Consider the following 15,273-nt stretch of genomic DNA (forward strand, 5'->3'; position numbering starts at 1 on the left):
TGGGGATCAAATGGATAAGTGCGTGTGGGCCTGTCAGGGACCGTCAACACGGCGGCGGCGGCGGTGGATGCAGGCTTTCGCCGCCCTGTCACTGATGGCAACCACCCTGGCGGCGATGCCGGCCGCCGGTGATGAGTGCAAGCTGGCGCGCGAAGCCGTGCTGCCCGTGATTGTGGATCAAGGCCGCCTGATTGTATCGGGGGCGGTGAACAATCAATCCCTGCGCCTGAAGGTCGCCACGGGCACACCGTATAGCTGGATTATGCAGGACTCCGCAGATCGGCTGGCTCTGCCCCGCATACAAGACCATTTGGTCACCAAGCGTGAATTGAAGGGGGGGCGGGCCGGGGGGCCCCGTACGCTCTATGTTGCGACAATTGACGAGTTGGCTCTGGGCGCCCCCGCAGTTTGGCGGGCACGGGACTTAGAGTTGCCCCTGCTGGACCTCAGCAATCCTTCCGACCCGCCCAATTACGATGGGATTCTTGGAGCTAATTTCTGGAGCGGTTATGATCTGGAGTTCGACTTGGCCCATAATCGCCTGACGCTGTTCAAACCGCAGCATTGCGAGGATACGGCTCTGGCTTATTGGGATGGCGGCTTTGAAGAGATGGATTTCGATTCCGCACACAAGGACTCCACCCTGCCCTGGCTGGGGGTGACGATCAACGGCACACCGTTGCGGGCCATTCTATCCTCCGACAGCAACGTCAGCATCTTGACGCGCGAGGCGGCGGCACGGTTGGGCGTTACCGCCGACAGCCCCGGCGCCAAGCCGACCGGGAGCACCCACGCGGTCGGCGACGACCTGACGGAGGATTTCGTTGCCCCCTTTGACGCCTTTTCCATCGCGGGCGAGAGCATTAAGCATACGCGCCTGCGCGTCGGTGACATCTATGGGATACGCGGTGCCGAAAACCGCCATAGCTTACCGGACATGGTGCTAGGCCTAGACTTCCTGACGGCACACCGTGTGATGCTGTCCTATGGACAGCGTAAAATTTACTTCAGCTATATCGGCGGGCCGGTATTCCAGCTAACTGGTCCTCGCAGAGCGTATAGTTCGGTGGAGGGCAACGCGTCTGATGAGAGACAAAAGAAGGACGCTCCTTACCCTCCTTGACGCGCCTCTTGCACTGGCGTTACGCATAGACAAGCCGCCTAGTCCGATCCTGTAGAGACGGCGAAGGCGGGAATGTCGGACTGTGACGAGGGGGAACCCGGTGCCGGTTGGGGATCGGCACGGTTCAGGCGCCGGGGGACGCCGGACCATATGCTTGACGCGGATGCCGGTGGACCGTCGCCTGACTGGGAAGCCCACTGCCCTGCAGTCGTTCATCACCGCCATGGAATTACCAATGGGGCGTGGCTCGGACATCGCCGACGTTCCAGCCTCACGCGCTAGCCGGCAGCCGCCGGCCTTCAAACCAGAGAGATGCTAACCATGACGACGCACCGCCGTGGCGCGTTTCGTAGCCTTGCCGCAACGTTGAGCCTGACCCTGGCTTGCCTGGCATCCGGCCCGCATGGCCGCGCCCAGGCGGGGGAGGATAAGCAGAGATGCCAGTTGCTGCATGTTGGCACCTTCAACCTGACCATGGACTCCAACATGCCCCTGCTGGACGTGTCCGTGAACGGCCATGACGGGTACCTGATGATGGACACAGGCGCCGCATACGGCATGATCACCAAGCCGGCGGCGCAACGTCTTGAATTGCGCCCGAAACTGGTTCCCGGCCTCCATATGGAAGGCGTTGGCGGGCTGATTAATGTCCAGGAAGCGCGGATTGATGATTTGCGGCTCGGCGACTGGACCGTCCACCATATGGATTTCCCGGTCGCCTCCAACCATGACCTGTCCGAGAATGAGAAAATCTTCGGCGTCCTGGGCGAAAATTTCCTGGCGAAGTTCGACCTGGATATCGACATCGCCCACAACAAGGTCACGCTATTTCAACCCCGGAATTGCGATGATACCACCCTGGCTTATTGGGGTGGGGACTTCAACGAAGTCGACATGGACCGCTTCTCAAAAGACGATCCGGTCATAACGCTGAACGTCCTTATCAACGGAAAGGAAGTCCGCGCCATTTTGGATACCGGCGCCTCCACCTCGATATTGACCGAGCGCGCGGCGGCACGGGCGGGGCTGACGCCGGAAAGCCCCGGTGTGAAACATGCCGGCAAGAGCAGCGGCGTCGGCGATGACGAGGTGGACGACTATGTCGGGGTCTTCAACACCTTCCGCTTGGGGGATGAGGAGATCAAAAATGTCCGCTTGCGGTTCGGAGAAATGTTCGGCCTCAGCGGATTGAACCCGGAGATGCTGCTGGGCCTGGACTTCCTGCGCGCGCACCGCATGTTCATCTCCCACAGTCAGCGCAAGATTTATTTCTCCTATGTCGGTGGCCCGGTCTTCCAGGTCATGGGCCCCCGCCTGCGCCGGGATGCCCCGCAGCCAGAGCCAGGGGCTGAAGACGCATCCAAGGACGAGACGCCGGAGGGCAAAAAGTAAGCGTCCGCGTTTGCCTTCCTGGCCATCACCGGGGTGCGATCCCCCTGGACCGCGCGCGCCACCGGCTCTGCGACAAAAAGCGCCCAACACGCGCTTGTGTTTCAGGTCCCGGGCATGAGACACGCCAAAGGACGCCATGCTGGGGCGCCGATGGCGGGAGCGGGGTCGGGGGATGACGCTTTGGAGCGGAATGCGGGGGCGGATCGCCGGTGCCGTCGTCGGGACGCTACTGGCCCTGCCGGCCGCCGCGGCGGAGTCCTCGAAATGCCAATTGCTCTCGGTCGGCACCCTGGACTTGATCATGGACGGCAACGCGCCCTTGGTGCCGGTTGAGGTGAACGGGCAGAAGGTCTACTTGCTCATGGACACGGGTGCCGCCATGGGCATGCTGACCACCCCCGCCGCCACGCGCCTGAACCTCACCCACCATTGGGTGCCTAACCTGTATGTCGATGGCATTGGGGGGCGGGTTAGCGTCGACGTCGCAAGGGTCAAGGATTTCAGCTTGGGTTTATGGACAACCCATAACCTGGATTTCCCGGTGGCGGGCAAGCATGACATCGGCCCCCCCAACGTCGTGGGCCTGTTGGGCGAAAGCTTCTTGTCCCGGTTCGACCTTGACCTCGACATCGCGCACAGCCGGGTGAAACTGTTCAAGCCTGAGGATTGCGACGACGTCGTGCTCGCCTACTGGGGCGGCACATACAGCGAGGCCGATATCGGCCGATCCAGCGAGACCAACCCCAAGATTTGGCTGACCGTCAAGGTGAACGGCACGGAACTCCGCGCCGCCCTGGACACGGGGGCCTATACCTCGGTGATGACGGAACGGGCGGCGGAAAAGGTGGGCATCACCAGGGATAGCCCCGGCGTCACCCGCAGCGGCCTGTCGCATGGCATCGGCAACGACGCCGTCGACGATTACATCGGGGTGTTCGACAGCTTTGAATTGGGTGGGGAGCAAATCAGGCATGTGCGCCTGCGCTTTGGCGAATTGTTCAGCCGCGGCGGGAGGGAAATACCGGAGATGCTGCTGGGCCTGGACTTCCTGAGGGCGCACCGCATGTTCGTGGCCCACAGCCAGCGCAAAATATACTTCACCTATGTCGGTGGGCCCGTCTTCCAGGTGACCGGCCCACGGCTGCGTCGGGTGGCCCCGCAGCCGGAACCCTTGGCCAATGACGCGCCCACGGCCGCACAGCCGGCGACCGCGACGGACGCCGACAAGCGCCCCTGAACACGTAAGACATTCCCGTTCCCGTGGCGGTTGGGCCAGGGGACGGGGGACGGGGCCAGGGGACGGGCGGTAGCCGATCCCCGCGCGATACCGACTCGCGGGGGCTTCGGCGCCCATGCGGATGGTTCCCCGAGGGCGGGCGCCTTATCGCAGGATTGCAAATGTGACCGGATCGCAAGAAAGACCAATCAAAAATTGAACTTCGATTTCCGATAAATCTGAGGCGGTGCAGAAACTGTCACAACCTGTCACAGCCCGACACTTAGTCAACAAACTATCATGCCGAACCCCTTGCCCTGTCGATCCCAGGGTGATATGCGTTGTCCCACAATAATCACAGCGTCGTTTACTTGGATGAACGGCCATTAACTCGGCAGAACACCCTATTTTAATGTAAACGGCGCTTTAATAGAGGCAATATTACGGACATTGCCGCTGCCTTCACAGGCCCCGCCTCATTCAAGGCGGTGACACACGTTGTGGCGGCATTGTCCTTATAGATGGCCGACCTATGTCCCTGAGGTCCGGCCTCTTTCATAGGATATCGAAGGTTCATGAGCGTCGACACGACCGAAGCCGCCTTCCCCATTGCCAACGCGGCCTTCCCCGCAGGATGGACCTATGGCGGTTTTTGGCGCCGGGCCCTGGCCGCACTTATCGACGGCCTGATCCTGTTTGTCCTCTCCTTGACCCTGGCCGTGATCTTCGGCTATCCGCTGGCGCCCCAGCCGCCTGAGACAATCGACATCGCCGCGCTGACACCGCCAACGGCGGCGTTGGTGAACATCAGCCTGTACCTGGGCTATCACACGCTGTTCGTCAGCAGCCGGATGCGGGCGACCCCGGGCAAGCGCTTCATGAACCTGGTGGTGGGCAGAACCGACGGCAGGCCTGTCAGCCCGGCCTTGGCCTTCGCGCGCATCGGGGTGCAGGAATTGATCACCGTGCCCCTGGTCCTGTTGCAGCCGCTGGCCAAGACGGCACCGCTGCTGTACGGCGGCGTGGCCCTGGTCGTCTGCGTGGCTATCCTGGTCAATTACCTGATGGTGGCCTTCACCGACCAGAAGACCGCCGGCCACGACCGTATCTGCGGCACCCGTGTATTCCATCGTCCGGACGACAGTGTATAAATAACTGAATATCGGCTTATGAACGGATGATGTCGATTATGCAAACTGGGGCTCTGGCACCAATAATACAATCCGCGACCGAAGACGCATTAACCCCAACCCCTCACGGGGGATATGCGGGATTTTGGACACGCGCCATTGCTACATGGGTTGATTTTCTTATTTATTTAGTCGTATCAGTTATATTTGCAGCATTTACCGCCATTGTTATCCATCTGATTTCCCCAAACAAGCACTTAAAAGATTTTGTTATGCTTTCCATATTGCTGACCATCCTGTTCATGGCGGCACGCGTCGCGTACGAAACCGCCTTTTGCGCATCAACCTGGCGGGCTACACCGGGAAAACGGGCGCAAAGACTTTTCGTTGGCAACCGCGACACCGGCCGGTTGACCAGCCGAGCCGCCTTCATGCGCGGTCTGGCTAAGCTAGCGTTCAATGCGCCCCCCATCATCCTGGGCCGAATGGATGAAGTAGCTGCGCAACACCCGCTCTTGATGCTGGCGACCTTTGTGCCCATGGGCATGAACTACGGCATGGCGTTGGTGACCCGCGAAAAAGCCGCCGGTCATGACCTGTTATGCGGGACGCGGGTTTTTCGGCGGCCACCATTGCCATAAAGCGTCAATCGGCTACCCCCCACCTTCCCGCTGGTTTTCCCCGCCCCCGCCGCTAAGGTTAATGGAGCGGCGAAAAGATCCGCGTGGAGGAAACGTGAATGGCAATCAATAAGATGGTGGATGCCGGGGTGGACGAGGGGCTGTTGGCGCGCAGCGCCATCGCGTTCACCCGCTGGGCGGAAAAGTGGTTCCCCGACGCCTTCGTGTTCGTTGTGCTGGGGGTCATCATCGTGGCGGCGGGCAACCTGGCGACGGGCGCACCGGTCGCCGCCGTCGCCACGGGCATGGGCGACGGCTTCTGGTCGCTGATCCCCTTCACCATCCAGATGTCCATGGTGGTGATCACCGGCTATGTCGTGGCCAGCTCACCGCCGGTGCTGCGGCTGATCGAGTGGCTGGCGCGCCTGCCGGCCACGGGCCGGGGGGCGGTGGCCTTCATCGCCTTCGTCAGCATGGCGGCGTCCTACCTGAACTACGCCCTCAGCCTGGTGCTGGGGGCCCTGCTGGTACGGGCGCTGGCGCGGCGGCGGGACATTCGCGTGGATTACCGCGCGGCCGGGGCGGCCGCCTATCTGGGCCTGGGCGCCACCTGGGCCCTGGGCCTCAGCTCATCCGCCGCCATGCTGCAAGCCAACCCCGCCAGCCTGCCCAAGGCGGTGGCGGACATCACTGGCGTCATCCCCCTCAGCCAGACCATCTTCCTGTGGCAGTCCCTGGTAATGGGGCTGGTGATCCTGCTGGCCTCCGTCGCCATCGCCTATTACTCGGCCCCCGGCGACGCGCAGGCCCGCACCGCCGCCGACCTGGGCATTGACGTGACCGAGGCCGCCCCGGAACAGGGCGTCGCCACCCGGCCCGGCGACTGGCTGGAACTGACCCCCCTGTTGCCGCTGGTCATCGTGGCGCTGGGCGCCGGATTCCTGGTGCACGAGTTCCAGAACAAGCCGGCGCTGACCGTCATCTCCACCCTCAATACCTACAACTTCTTCTTCGTCATGCTGGGCCTGTTGCTGCACGGCCGGCTGCGCGGCTTCCTGAACGCCGTGTCCAAGGCCGTGCCCAGCACCGCCGGCGTCCTGATCCAGTTCCCTTTCTATGGCGCCATCGCCCAGTTGCTGACCCAGGTGCCGGGGGCGGACGGGCAGTCCATCTCCCACCACCTGGCGCACCTGTTCGTCAGCCTGGCCAACGGCGGCACCTTCCCCGTGGTCATCGGCGTCTATTCCGCCATCCTGGGCTTTCTGGTGCCCTCGGGTGGCGGCAAGTGGATCATCGAGGCGCCCTACGTCATGCAGGCCGCCATAGACGTGAATGCCCACAAGGGCTGGGCGGTGCAGGTGTACAACGCGGCCGAGGCCCTGCCCAACCTGATCAACCCATTCTGGATGCTGCCCCTGCTGGGCGTGCTGGGCTTGAAGGCCAAGGATATCGTGGGCTTCAGCTTTACCCAGCTGCTGTTCCACCTACCTTTGGTGTTGTTCCTGTTGTGGCTGCTGGCGCCGGCGGCCTGACAGGGCGCCCCGCCCGAAATTGAACGCGGGCGCCGGCTTGGTCTATCCTGCCGGCGCCTCACCTTGCCAAGGGGTCCATCCATGAAGACCGCCGCCCTTCTCATCCTCGGTTCCGCCCTGCTGGCGGGGTGTGCCACCCAGCCCTTGACCACGGAGGACGCCGTTCACTACGCCGCCGCCGTGGCGCCCGACGTCTGGTCCGACACGTACGTCCTGGACGTGGTGGCGACGGGCCGGCAGAATGGCCGTATCTTCCTGAATTCCCAGGAAGATTATCGGGACCCGCACACCCTGACGGTCGAAATCCTGCCCAGCGCCCTGCCGGCGTTCAAGCAGGCGTACGGCCAGGATGCCGACGCCACCTTCAAGGGCCATCGCATCGCCGTCCTGGGCGAGGCGCGACGCGTGACCATCTGGTACCTGAACCAGAAGGGGGAGCGCACCGACAAGTTCTATTACCAGACCCACATCGTGGTGTCCGACCCGGACCAGATCAAGATCGAGTCCTGACAGGTCCAGGCCAGGGTGCCGTCATGACCGACGCGGCGGTGATCGCCGCCCCCCGATCCTGCCCATCCTGAGCGACGGTGTCGTCATTCTGCGCCCTTTGCGCGAGGATGACGCCATCGCCCGCCTGGCCCTGGGCCGCGATCCGGAAATCCATCGCCTGATGGGCTGGGACGGTAGCGGGGGGAACCCTCCCTACACACCGGCCGACGCCCATTCATGGATGACCGACCAGCTCAAGTTCCCCTACACCTGGGCCATCACCCTGCCGGAGCCTGGGGTCGCGGGGCCGGATGGCCCCGCACCGGGCGCCGCCTTGCCTGACCGTATGGTGGGCAGCGTCCGCCTGGGCGGGGTGAACGAGGCGCTGGCCCCCGGCCTGCGCACCGCCAGCCTGGGTATAGGCCTGCTGGACCCCACCGTTCTGGGCCGGGGCCTGGGCATGCGGGCGATGCGCCTGTTGTTGCCCTACGCCTTCGGCCCCTTGGGCCTGCACCGCATCGGCCTGCGGGTGCTGACCATCAACACCCGCGCCATCCATTGCTATGAGACGCTGGGCTTCCGCATCGAGGGACGCGAGCGGCAGACCTTTTCGCTGATGGGCCAATGGCACGACAGCCTGGTCATGGGCCTGCTGGCCGATGAGTACGGGGCAAGGTCCGGCTAAGCGTTCAGCGCCGCCTGGATGGCCTTTTCCAGCTGCTCGGGCTTGGCCAGCGGGGGATAGCGCTTCACCTTGCCGTCCTTGCCCACCAGGAACTTGGTGAAGTTCCACTTGATGGACTTGCTGCCCAGGAAGCCGCGGGCGCGGGCCTTCAGGTGCTCATAGAACGGGTCCGCGCCGGGGCCGTTGACCTCGATCTTGGCCAGCACCGGGAAGGTGACGTCATAGGTCAGGGAACAGAAGTTCTGGATTTCCTGCGCGTCGCCCGGTTCCTGCTGACCAAACTGGTTGCAGGGGAAGCCCAGGATGACCAGGCCCTGGTCCTGGTACTTGCGATAGAGGGCCTCAAGCCCCTTGTACTGCGGGGTGAACCCGCACTTGCTGGCGACATTGACCACCAGCACGACCTTGCCCTTGTAGGCCGCCATGTCGACCGGGGCGCCGGCCGCATCCCGCACCGTGAAGTCGTAAACCGTGGCCATGTCTGTCCCCCCATCCATCCAGACCGGACGACCTGGGGCCTGCCGCCCCAGGGAGCCGAATGGCCCTGAGGCTACAGGATCAATTTGATTGCGCGCAATGTAATTTGATTACACCAGCATGTTGAGCGCGCTGATCTGCGACCCTTGGCCGGCGCTATTGCTGGCGCTGCCATCATTGCTGCTACCGGATTGGCTGGAACCGCCCTGGCCGCCGCTGGCGGATTGGGTCGGCGGCGTGGTGGTCACGGTCGAGGAGCCGTCGGAATAGCTGACCGTGGTGGTGGTCGACCCGTCGGAGGCGGTGGTGGTGACCGTGCTGGTGACCGTCTTCGCGGAGGAGGCGCTGCTGGTGGAACCGCTGCTGTCGGTCGAAGAGGACGCCGACGACGACGCGGAGGACGCGCTGCTGGCGGTGGACCCGCCGCTTTGCAACAGCGAGGTGAGCGAAACCGTCATGTTGGTGCCGGTGGTCGACGAAATGCTGGTCATGGCGACATCCCCCAAAAGGCGTGACACGGGCGCGGGGAATGCCCCCGCCTACGGACAGACGCAAGGGTGGCGCGCACGGCCGTCCGCTCGCCAGCGGCAAGAGGGCATGCGGTCCGCCCATAAATACCGCGACTGTCTTTTCCCGCTACGACGTTGCCCCCGTATGCAGGCCCACCGGGGATGTTTCGGCACCCGCAAGACGATAGCGCGCCGGTTCCCATAGCGGCCCGCGCCGCCACACGCTATATTCATCGAGATATAGCGTTGGGATTAGGCGCGAGGGGGCAGGAACATGGGTAAGGTTTTGAATCGGCTGGTGCTGGCGGTGGTCTTGGTGATGGCGGTCGCGGTGGGGGCGTCCCCTGTGCGGGCGCAATCGGCGGGCCCGCTGGTGTTCGCGGCGGCCAGCCTGAAGAACGCCTTGGATGCCGCCAACGCCGCCTATGTCGCCGGCGGCGGGGCCAAGGCCACCGTGACATACGCGGCCAGTTCCGCGCTCGCCAAACAGATCGAGGCGGGTGCGCCCGCTGACATCTTCATCTCGGCCGATGAGGACTGGATGGACTATCTGGCCGGCAAGGGCCTGGTCCAGCCCGCCACCCGCCGCGACCTGCTGGGCAATCGCCTGGTGCTGGTGGCCGCCACCGACAGCAAAACCAGTGTCGAGATCAAACCGGGCTTCGCCCTGGATCGGGCGCTGGACGCCGCGCAGAAGGGCGGCCGCCTGGCCGTGGGCGACCCGGCCGCCGTGCCCGCCGGCAAATACGCCAAGGCCGCGCTGCAGAAGCTGGGCGCCTGGGACACGGTGCAGGACCGGCTGGCCCCGGCGGAAAACGTGCGCGCCGCCCTGGCCCTGGTGGCGCGGGGCGAGGCGCCGCTGGGCATCGTTTACGCCACCGACGCCGTGGCCGAACCGGGCGTGCGCATCGTCGCCACCTTCCCGGCCGACAGCCACGCGCCCATCCTGTACCCCATCGCCCTGGCCAAGGAGAGCACCAGCCCCCAGGCGCAGGCCTTCCTGGAGTTCCTGACCAGCCCCAAGGCGCGCCCCCTGTTCGAGGCCCAGGGTTTCACCGTACTGTCGGCGAAGTGACCCTCTGCTGAGCGACAGGCCTACATGATCGACCTTGGCTTCGGCCCGGATGAGGTGGCCGCCATCCAGCTCAGCCTGAAGGTGGCCATCTGGGCCACCCTGGCGGCGCTGCCCCCCGGCATCGCCGTGGCGCTGGCGCTGGCGCGTGGCCGGTTCTGGGGCCGCGACCTGCTGAACGGCGTCGTCCACCTGCCCCTGATCCTGCCGCCGGTGGTGACCGGCTATGGCCTGCTGCTGCTGATGGGTCGGCAGGGGTGGCTGGGCAAGCCCTTGTCCAGCCTGGGCATCGTCTTCGCCTTCAACTGGACGGGGGCGGCCCTGGCGGCGGGGGTGATGGGCTTCCCCCTCATGGTGCGGGCCATCCGCCTGTCCATCGAAGCGGTGGATACGAAGCTGGAGCAAGCGGCCGGCACGCTGGGGGCGCCGCCGTTGTGGGTGTTCGCCACCGTGACCCTGCCCCTGATGCTGCCCGGCGTGCTGGCGGGCGCCGTGCTGGCCTTCGCCAAGGCGCTGGGGGAATTCGGCGCCACCATCACCTTCGTCTCCAACATCCCCGGCCGCACCCAGACCCTGTCGGGCGCCATCTACACCTACACCCAATCCCCCGGCGGGGACGCCGGGGCCCTGCGCCTGGTGGCGGTGTCGGTGGCGCTGTCACTGATGGCGTTGCTGCTGTCGGAGGCGCTGGCGCGCAAGGTCGGGCGGCGCCTGGGCGGGGTGTCGTGATGGGCCAAGCCGCTGCGGCGCTGGACCTGGACATCGCCCTGCGGCAGGGCACCTTCCAGGTTGAGGCCAAGATCACCGCCGGCCCGGGCCTGACCGTGCTGTTCGGTCCGTCTGGCTCGGGCAAGAGCACCCTGGTCGACCTGGTGGCGGGCCTGAAGCGGCCTGACCGGGGCCGGATCGCCGTGGATGGCGTGCCTCTGGTGGACACGGCGGCGAGCCTCTGGCTGCCGCCCCACCGTCGCCGCGTCGGCTATGTGTTCCAGGAGGCGCGGCTGCTGCCCCACCTGACGGTGCGGCAGAACCTGCTGTATGGCCGGTGGTTCGCGCGGCGGCATCTGGCGCCGGACTCGCCCACCTGCGACTCGGTGGCCGACCTGCTGGGCATCGCGCCCCTGCTGAACCGGCGCCCCGCCGCGCTGTCGGGCGGGGAAAAGGCGCGGGTGGCCCTGGGCCGCGCCCTGCTGGCCCTGCCGCGCATCCTGCTGATGGATGAGCCGCTGGCCGCGCTGGATGAGGCGCGCAAGGCCGAGATCCTGCCCTATCTGGAGCGCCTGCGCGACCATGCCGGCCTGCCCATCCTATACGTCACCCACGCGGTGGCGGAGGTGGCGCGCCTGGCCACCACGGTGGTGATGATGGACCAGGGCCGGGTCCGCGCCATCGGCACCCCCTCCACCCTCTGGTCCCGCCCCGACCTGATGGACCTGACGGGCGGGACGGAGGCGGGGGCGCTGCTGGATGCCGTGGTGGGCCTGGCGAACGGTGATGGGCTGTTCGCGCTGGACACCCCCGCCGGCCGTATCCTGGTGCCCCATCTGCCGGCTCACCTGGGGCCCGGCAGCCGGACCCGCCTGCGCATCCCCGCGCGCGACGTCCTGCTGTCCGACCGGCCGCCGCAGGGGCTGTCAGCGCTGAACGTCCTGCCGGGCATGGTGGACGATGTGCGGGAGGACGCCGACGGCAGCCGGGTGGTGCGGCTGGATTGCGGGGGCGCGTCCCTGCTGGCCCGCGTCACCCGGACCAGCGCCACCGCGCTGGCCATCGCCCCCGGGCAGCCGTTGTGGGCCATCGTCAAGGCGGTGGCCTTGGACCAGGGAAGCTGACCCAGGGCAGGCCTCAATCGGCGGGGGCCCGCAGGCGGGCGGCCAGGCCGGCGCGCACATCCGCCGTGGCCGCCGCCGCCGCCTTTTCCATGGCGCGGTAGGCCGCCACCAGTTCCTGGCCGAATTCCGTCAACGCGGCCCCGCCGCCACCGCCGCCGCCGACCTGGGTGGTGACGGAGGGCTGGGCGAAAGTCTGGTTCAGGGCGTCCACCAGTTGCCAGGCGCGGCGATAGGACATGCCCATGGCCCGCCCGGCGGCGGAGATGGAGCGGTGCTCGGCGATGGCCTCCAGCAGACGGATCTTGCCGGGGCCGACGGCGCCTTGGTCACCGAAATCGATGCGGAGGGTGAGGCGGTTCATGGCCCGCGCATTGAATCGCGGGCCGGGCCCGCCTGCAAGGGGCATGCGCGACCCGCGTCGCAAAAGCCCAAGCGACGCCGGTTGATAGTTTAATCCAACTATATTAGTTTGATTAAACTATGAAAGCGGAACTCCTCATCCTGGGCGTGTTGCAGGGCGGCGACCTGCACCCCTATGAAATCAAGCGGCGGCTGACGGCGGCCCATGTCGACCATTACATCGACGTGGACGTGGGCACGCTGTACTACGCCGTGCGCAGCCTGGCCCGGGACGGCCTGATCGAGGCCAAGGGGGTGGAGGCGGTGGCCAGGGGCGGCGAGCGCACCACCTATGGCCTGACGGCCGCCGGTCGCGCCCGGTTCCACGCCCTGATGGCGGAGCGGTTGGCCGACCTGACGCCCCGCTATCATCCGCTCTATCCCGCGCTGATGTTCCTGCACCATGCGGACCCGGCCACGGTGGCGACGGCCCTGCGCCAGCGGTTGGAGGCGCAGCGCGACTATCACGCGCCCCTGAAGGCCTTGGCGGATTACTTGGCGCCCATCCACTCGACCGGCATGCGGGCCATCCTGGAAAACGGTCTGGCGCACCTGGAGACGGAGAACACCTGGCTGGCCAAGCTGGTGGAGACGCTGGAAACGGGCGACATCCGCCCGCCCGACTATGACGCCGCGCGCCGCCTGGGCCTGTTTCCCGGCGGCCAAGCCCCTTTCCTGCCACCTGGATACCAGCAACTGCCCCCACCGCCGGCCGCCAAGGCCGCGCGCGCCAAACGGTCCCGCAAGGCCCCCAAACCCACCCCCATCCCCCCATCGCCCTGAGGCCCCTCGCATGCGCCCCGAAGCCAAGCCCAAGCGTCCGCCCAACCCGCTGATGCGCGACCGGAACTTCCTGTGGCTGCTGAGCGGCGGCGTCATTTCCATGCTGGGCGACCAGTTCACCTTGCTGGCGATGCCCTGGCTGGTGCTGGCCGTCACCAACGACACGCTGGCCATGGGGGTGGTGCTGGGGCTGATCAGCCTGCCGCGCGCCGTGTTCCTGCTGGTGGGGGGCGCGCTGGTGGATCGCTACCCGGCGCGCAGCGTGCTGCTGCTGACCAAATATGTGAACGCGGTGCTGCTGGGCGGGCTGGGCGTCGGGGTGCTGACCGGCACCCTGACCGTGCCCGTCCTATGTGTCGTCGCCTTCAGCATCGGCCTGGCCAGCGCCTTCAGCATACCGGCCGGCACCACCATGCTGCCCCGCGTGGTACCGGGCGACCAGTTGCAGGCGGCCAACAGCATGATGATGGGCCTGCGCCAAGCCACCCTGCTGTTGGGCCCGTTGATGGCCGGTGGCCTGATTGCCGTGGTGGGCGGCAGCGGCAAGGCCGCCGCCGGGGCGCAGGCGGCCGGCGATCTGGCCGGCCTGGGCGCCGCCTTCCTGGTGGACTGCGCCAGCTTCGTCATCTCCGCCCTGACCCTGTACCGGGTGCGGATGCTGACCCTGCCGGGCGATGGGAAGCCGGCCCAGGTGGAACGGCTGGGCACGGTCTTCCGATCCATCGGCGACGGCATCCGCCACTTCTGGAACGACCCGGAGCTGCGCGCCCTCTGCCTCTACTTCTCCGCCACCACCTTCTTCATCGGCGGGCCGATGCAGGCGGTGCTGCCGGTCTTCGCCCGGGACCGGCTGGGCGATGGGGCGGATGGCTACGGCCTGATGATGGGCCTGCATGGCGTGGGCACCCTGGTGGGCATGGTTGTATCCGGTGCCCGGCCATCCTTCCGCCTGCGCACGCTGGGCGCCACCATCCTGCTGGTGGACACGCTGTTGGCGCTGGTGTTCATGCCCATGGGGTTGGCGCGGCACACCTGGCAGGCGGCCTTGCTGATGGGGGCAGCGGGCTGCCTGGCGGGCTTCATCCAGATCGGCGTCTTCACCTGGATCCAGCGCCGCATCCCACCCGCCATGCTGGGGCGGGGCATGAGCCTGTTCATGTTCATCGTCATGAGCCTGGCGCCCTTGTCCTCCGCCCTGTGCGGCTGGCTGATGCGCTCCCTGCCCCCGCAGATCCTGTTCCTGGGCAGCGGGCTGGCGCTGTGGGGCATCGTCGGCCTGGGCCTGACATCCCGGTCGCTGCGGGCCATCGCCCTGCCGCCCCGCACCCCACCCGCGGCCGCGCCGGCGGAGACGCCGTTGGAGACACCATCGGTGGTGTGACCGCCTTGCGGGACCTGTCAAACGGGGGGCTAGTCCGAACGGTCCTGCCCGTTTGGCAGCCTCCCGACCGGGGCGGCCGGATGGTAGGGTGGCGGCATCTCAGCATCCCGTCCCCGCCCGTCGGTCCCCCTCGCCCCGAAGGCTGGTCAACAGCCCCCCGAAGATGGGCCGGCACGGGTGCCAACGACCCTACGCGTAGTCCAGACCGACCACTTCCTTCCGAAGGAACGGCCCGATGACGCCACCGGACACTCCCGAGACCGACCCACAGGCCCTGTGCCCGGCCCAGCCCCCCGCCGGACTGGGCGACGGCATACCGTATGGCCAAGACCCGGACGGTGCCGCCGCCCGCATGCGCCACCTGTTTCACACCGGCACGGCGGCCCAGACCGCCGACTGCCGCGCGCTGGCGGAATTGCTGCTGAACGCCGCCACCGATCTCACGGCCGCCGACGCCCTGGCGGTGGAGGCCATCCTGCAGCGCCAGCCGGTGGAATTGCGGGGGTGGCTGCTGCAACGGGCCACCGCCTTGGCGGCCGCCACCGGCCGCGTCAGGCACAAGATCGCCACCGCCGCCAACCTGCAGTGACCGTATCCGGTTGCCGTACGGGGCGCGTCCGTGTCATTGAGGCG

17 protein-coding genes are annotated in these 15,273 nt (G+C 66.4%); 14 read left to right on the forward strand and 3 right to left on the reverse strand.

The window, feature by feature from the left end:
* Positions 1–67: 67 nt before the first annotated feature.
* The 8 genes from ULB03_RS18425 (at position 68) to ULB03_RS18460 (ending at position 8,187) form a co-directional block, all read left to right on the forward strand.
* Complete coding sequence (locus tag ULB03_RS18425; RefSeq protein ID WP_322484561.1) at positions 68–1,123, forward strand: aspartyl protease family protein; 1,056 nt, start codon at positions 68–70, stop codon at positions 1,121–1,123.
* Between the two features lie 321 nt (positions 1,124–1,444).
* Positions 1,445–2,515 carry a retroviral-like aspartic protease family protein gene (locus ULB03_RS18430; protein WP_322484562.1) on the forward strand — a complete coding sequence of 357 codons (1,071 nt, stop codon included), beginning with the start codon at positions 1,445–1,447 and terminating at the stop codon, positions 2,513–2,515.
* A gap of 190 nt (positions 2,516–2,705) precedes the next feature.
* The gene (locus ULB03_RS18435; RefSeq protein ID WP_322484563.1) at positions 2,706–3,752 is read left to right on the forward strand and encodes a retroviral-like aspartic protease family protein; all 1,047 of its coding nucleotides are present in this window, start codon (positions 2,706–2,708) and stop codon (positions 3,750–3,752) included.
* Positions 3,753–4,306: 554 nt separating this feature from the next.
* Positions 4,307–4,882, forward strand: coding sequence for an RDD family protein (locus ULB03_RS18440; protein ID WP_322484564.1), 576 nt, complete (start codon positions 4,307–4,309; stop codon positions 4,880–4,882).
* Between the two features lie 26 nt (positions 4,883–4,908).
* The gene (locus ULB03_RS18445; protein ID WP_322484565.1) at positions 4,909–5,502 is read left to right on the forward strand and encodes an RDD family protein; all 594 of its coding nucleotides are present in this window, start codon (positions 4,909–4,911) and stop codon (positions 5,500–5,502) included.
* Positions 5,503–5,600: 98 nt separating this feature from the next.
* Entirely contained in the window at positions 5,601–7,013 is a 1,413-nt protein-coding gene (locus tag ULB03_RS18450) for a short-chain fatty acid transporter (protein WP_322484566.1), read from the forward strand.
* An 81-nt stretch (positions 7,014–7,094) separates the two neighbouring features.
* Entirely contained in the window at positions 7,095–7,523 is a 429-nt protein-coding gene (locus tag ULB03_RS18455) for a hypothetical protein (protein ID WP_322484567.1), read from the forward strand.
* Between the two features lie 88 nt (positions 7,524–7,611).
* Positions 7,612–8,187, forward strand: coding sequence for a GNAT family N-acetyltransferase (locus ULB03_RS18460; RefSeq protein ID WP_322485228.1), 576 nt, complete (start codon positions 7,612–7,614; stop codon positions 8,185–8,187).
* On the opposite strand, the gene ULB03_RS18465 is transcribed toward ULB03_RS18460, so the two are convergent.
* Together ULB03_RS18465 and ULB03_RS18470 are read right to left on the reverse strand one after the other, a co-directional pair.
* On the reverse strand, positions 8,184–8,666 hold the full coding sequence (locus tag ULB03_RS18465) for a glutathione peroxidase (RefSeq protein ID WP_322484568.1): 483 nt from the start codon (positions 8,664–8,666) through the stop codon (positions 8,184–8,186). The two genes, ULB03_RS18460 and ULB03_RS18465, sit on opposite strands and share 4 nt — an antisense overlap.
* 108 nt (positions 8,667–8,774) lie before the next feature.
* Positions 8,775–9,155, reverse strand: a complete 381-nt coding sequence (locus ULB03_RS18470) for a hypothetical protein (protein WP_322484569.1) — start codon at positions 9,153–9,155, stop codon at positions 8,775–8,777.
* 292 nt (positions 9,156–9,447) lie between these two features.
* On the opposite strand from ULB03_RS18470, the gene modA reads away from it, so the two are divergent.
* Genes modA through modC form a run of 3 tightly spaced genes read left to right on the forward strand, consistent with a single transcriptional unit; the run spans position 9,448 to position 12,077 of the window.
* Positions 9,448–10,248 carry a molybdate ABC transporter substrate-binding protein gene (modA, locus tag ULB03_RS18475; RefSeq protein ID WP_322484570.1) on the forward strand — a complete coding sequence of 267 codons (801 nt, stop codon included), beginning with the start codon at positions 9,448–9,450 and terminating at the stop codon, positions 10,246–10,248.
* Between the two features lie 24 nt (positions 10,249–10,272).
* Positions 10,273–10,974 (forward strand): molybdate ABC transporter permease subunit, encoded by a 702-nt coding sequence (modB, locus tag ULB03_RS18480; protein ID WP_322484571.1) that lies wholly within the window; start codon positions 10,273–10,275, stop codon positions 10,972–10,974.
* Entirely contained in the window at positions 10,974–12,077 is a 1,104-nt protein-coding gene (gene modC / locus ULB03_RS18485) for a molybdenum ABC transporter ATP-binding protein (protein ID WP_322484572.1), read from the forward strand. The genes modB and modC overlap by 1 nt, the downstream gene beginning before the upstream one ends.
* A 13-nt stretch (positions 12,078–12,090) precedes the next feature.
* Here the strand turns inward: modC and ULB03_RS18490 are convergent, their stop codons facing one another.
* A complete protein-coding gene (locus ULB03_RS18490) occupies positions 12,091–12,438 on the reverse strand; it encodes a winged helix-turn-helix domain-containing protein (protein WP_322484573.1) in 348 nt (115 codons plus the stop codon).
* A gap of 119 nt (positions 12,439–12,557) precedes the next feature.
* On the opposite strand from ULB03_RS18490, the gene ULB03_RS18495 reads away from it, so the two are divergent.
* From ULB03_RS18495 to ULB03_RS18505, 3 genes are all read left to right on the forward strand, one after another.
* A complete protein-coding gene (locus ULB03_RS18495; RefSeq protein ID WP_322484574.1) occupies positions 12,558–13,259 on the forward strand; it encodes a PadR family transcriptional regulator in 702 nt (233 codons plus the stop codon).
* A 10-nt stretch (positions 13,260–13,269) separates the two neighbouring features.
* On the forward strand, positions 13,270–14,640 hold the full coding sequence (locus ULB03_RS18500) for an MFS transporter (protein ID WP_322484575.1): 1,371 nt from the start codon (positions 13,270–13,272) through the stop codon (positions 14,638–14,640).
* Between the two features lie 235 nt (positions 14,641–14,875).
* Positions 14,876–15,229, forward strand: a complete 354-nt coding sequence (locus ULB03_RS18505) for a hypothetical protein (protein WP_322484576.1) — start codon at positions 14,876–14,878, stop codon at positions 15,227–15,229.
* Positions 15,230–15,273 lie beyond the last annotated feature (44 nt).

This window comes from Nitrospirillum goiasense (genome assembly GCF_034427435.1).
In the GTDB taxonomy this organism is placed as follows: domain Bacteria; phylum Pseudomonadota; class Alphaproteobacteria; order Azospirillales; family Azospirillaceae; genus Nitrospirillum.

What these genes read in the sequence shown, in the direction of transcription:
- ULB03_RS18425 (WP_322484561.1), top strand. Translation starts at nt 68, where the DNA reads ATGCAGGCTTTCGCCGCCCTGTCACTGATGGCAACCACCCTGGCGGCG.
- ULB03_RS18430 (WP_322484562.1), top strand. Translation starts at nt 1,445, where the DNA reads ATGACGACGCACCGCCGTGGCGCGTTTCGTAGCCTTGCCGCAACGTTG.
- ULB03_RS18435 (WP_322484563.1), top strand. Translation starts at nt 2,706, where the DNA reads ATGCGGGGGCGGATCGCCGGTGCCGTCGTCGGGACGCTACTGGCCCTG.
- ULB03_RS18440 (WP_322484564.1), top strand. Translation starts at nt 4,307, where the DNA reads ATGAGCGTCGACACGACCGAAGCCGCCTTCCCCATTGCCAACGCGGCC.
- ULB03_RS18445 (WP_322484565.1), top strand. Translation starts at nt 4,909, where the DNA reads ATGATGTCGATTATGCAAACTGGGGCTCTGGCACCAATAATACAATCC.
- ULB03_RS18450 (WP_322484566.1), top strand. Translation starts at nt 5,601, where the DNA reads ATGGCAATCAATAAGATGGTGGATGCCGGGGTGGACGAGGGGCTGTTG.
- ULB03_RS18455 (WP_322484567.1), top strand. Translation starts at nt 7,095, where the DNA reads ATGAAGACCGCCGCCCTTCTCATCCTCGGTTCCGCCCTGCTGGCGGGG.
- ULB03_RS18465 (WP_322484568.1), bottom strand. Translation starts at nt 8,666, where the DNA reads ATGGCCACGGTTTACGACTTCACGGTGCGGGATGCGGCCGGCGCCCCG.
- ULB03_RS18470 (WP_322484569.1), bottom strand. Translation starts at nt 9,155, where the DNA reads ATGACCAGCATTTCGTCGACCACCGGCACCAACATGACGGTTTCGCTC.
- modA (WP_322484570.1), top strand. Translation starts at nt 9,448, where the DNA reads ATGGGTAAGGTTTTGAATCGGCTGGTGCTGGCGGTGGTCTTGGTGATG.
- modB (WP_322484571.1), top strand. Translation starts at nt 10,273, where the DNA reads ATGATCGACCTTGGCTTCGGCCCGGATGAGGTGGCCGCCATCCAGCTC.
- modC (WP_322484572.1), top strand. Translation starts at nt 10,974, where the DNA reads ATGGGCCAAGCCGCTGCGGCGCTGGACCTGGACATCGCCCTGCGGCAG.
- ULB03_RS18490 (WP_322484573.1), bottom strand. Translation starts at nt 12,438, where the DNA reads ATGAACCGCCTCACCCTCCGCATCGATTTCGGTGACCAAGGCGCCGTC.
- ULB03_RS18495 (WP_322484574.1), top strand. Translation starts at nt 12,558, where the DNA reads ATGAAAGCGGAACTCCTCATCCTGGGCGTGTTGCAGGGCGGCGACCTG.
- ULB03_RS18500 (WP_322484575.1), top strand. Translation starts at nt 13,270, where the DNA reads ATGCGCCCCGAAGCCAAGCCCAAGCGTCCGCCCAACCCGCTGATGCGC.
- ULB03_RS18505 (WP_322484576.1), top strand. Translation starts at nt 14,876, where the DNA reads ATGACGCCACCGGACACTCCCGAGACCGACCCACAGGCCCTGTGCCCG.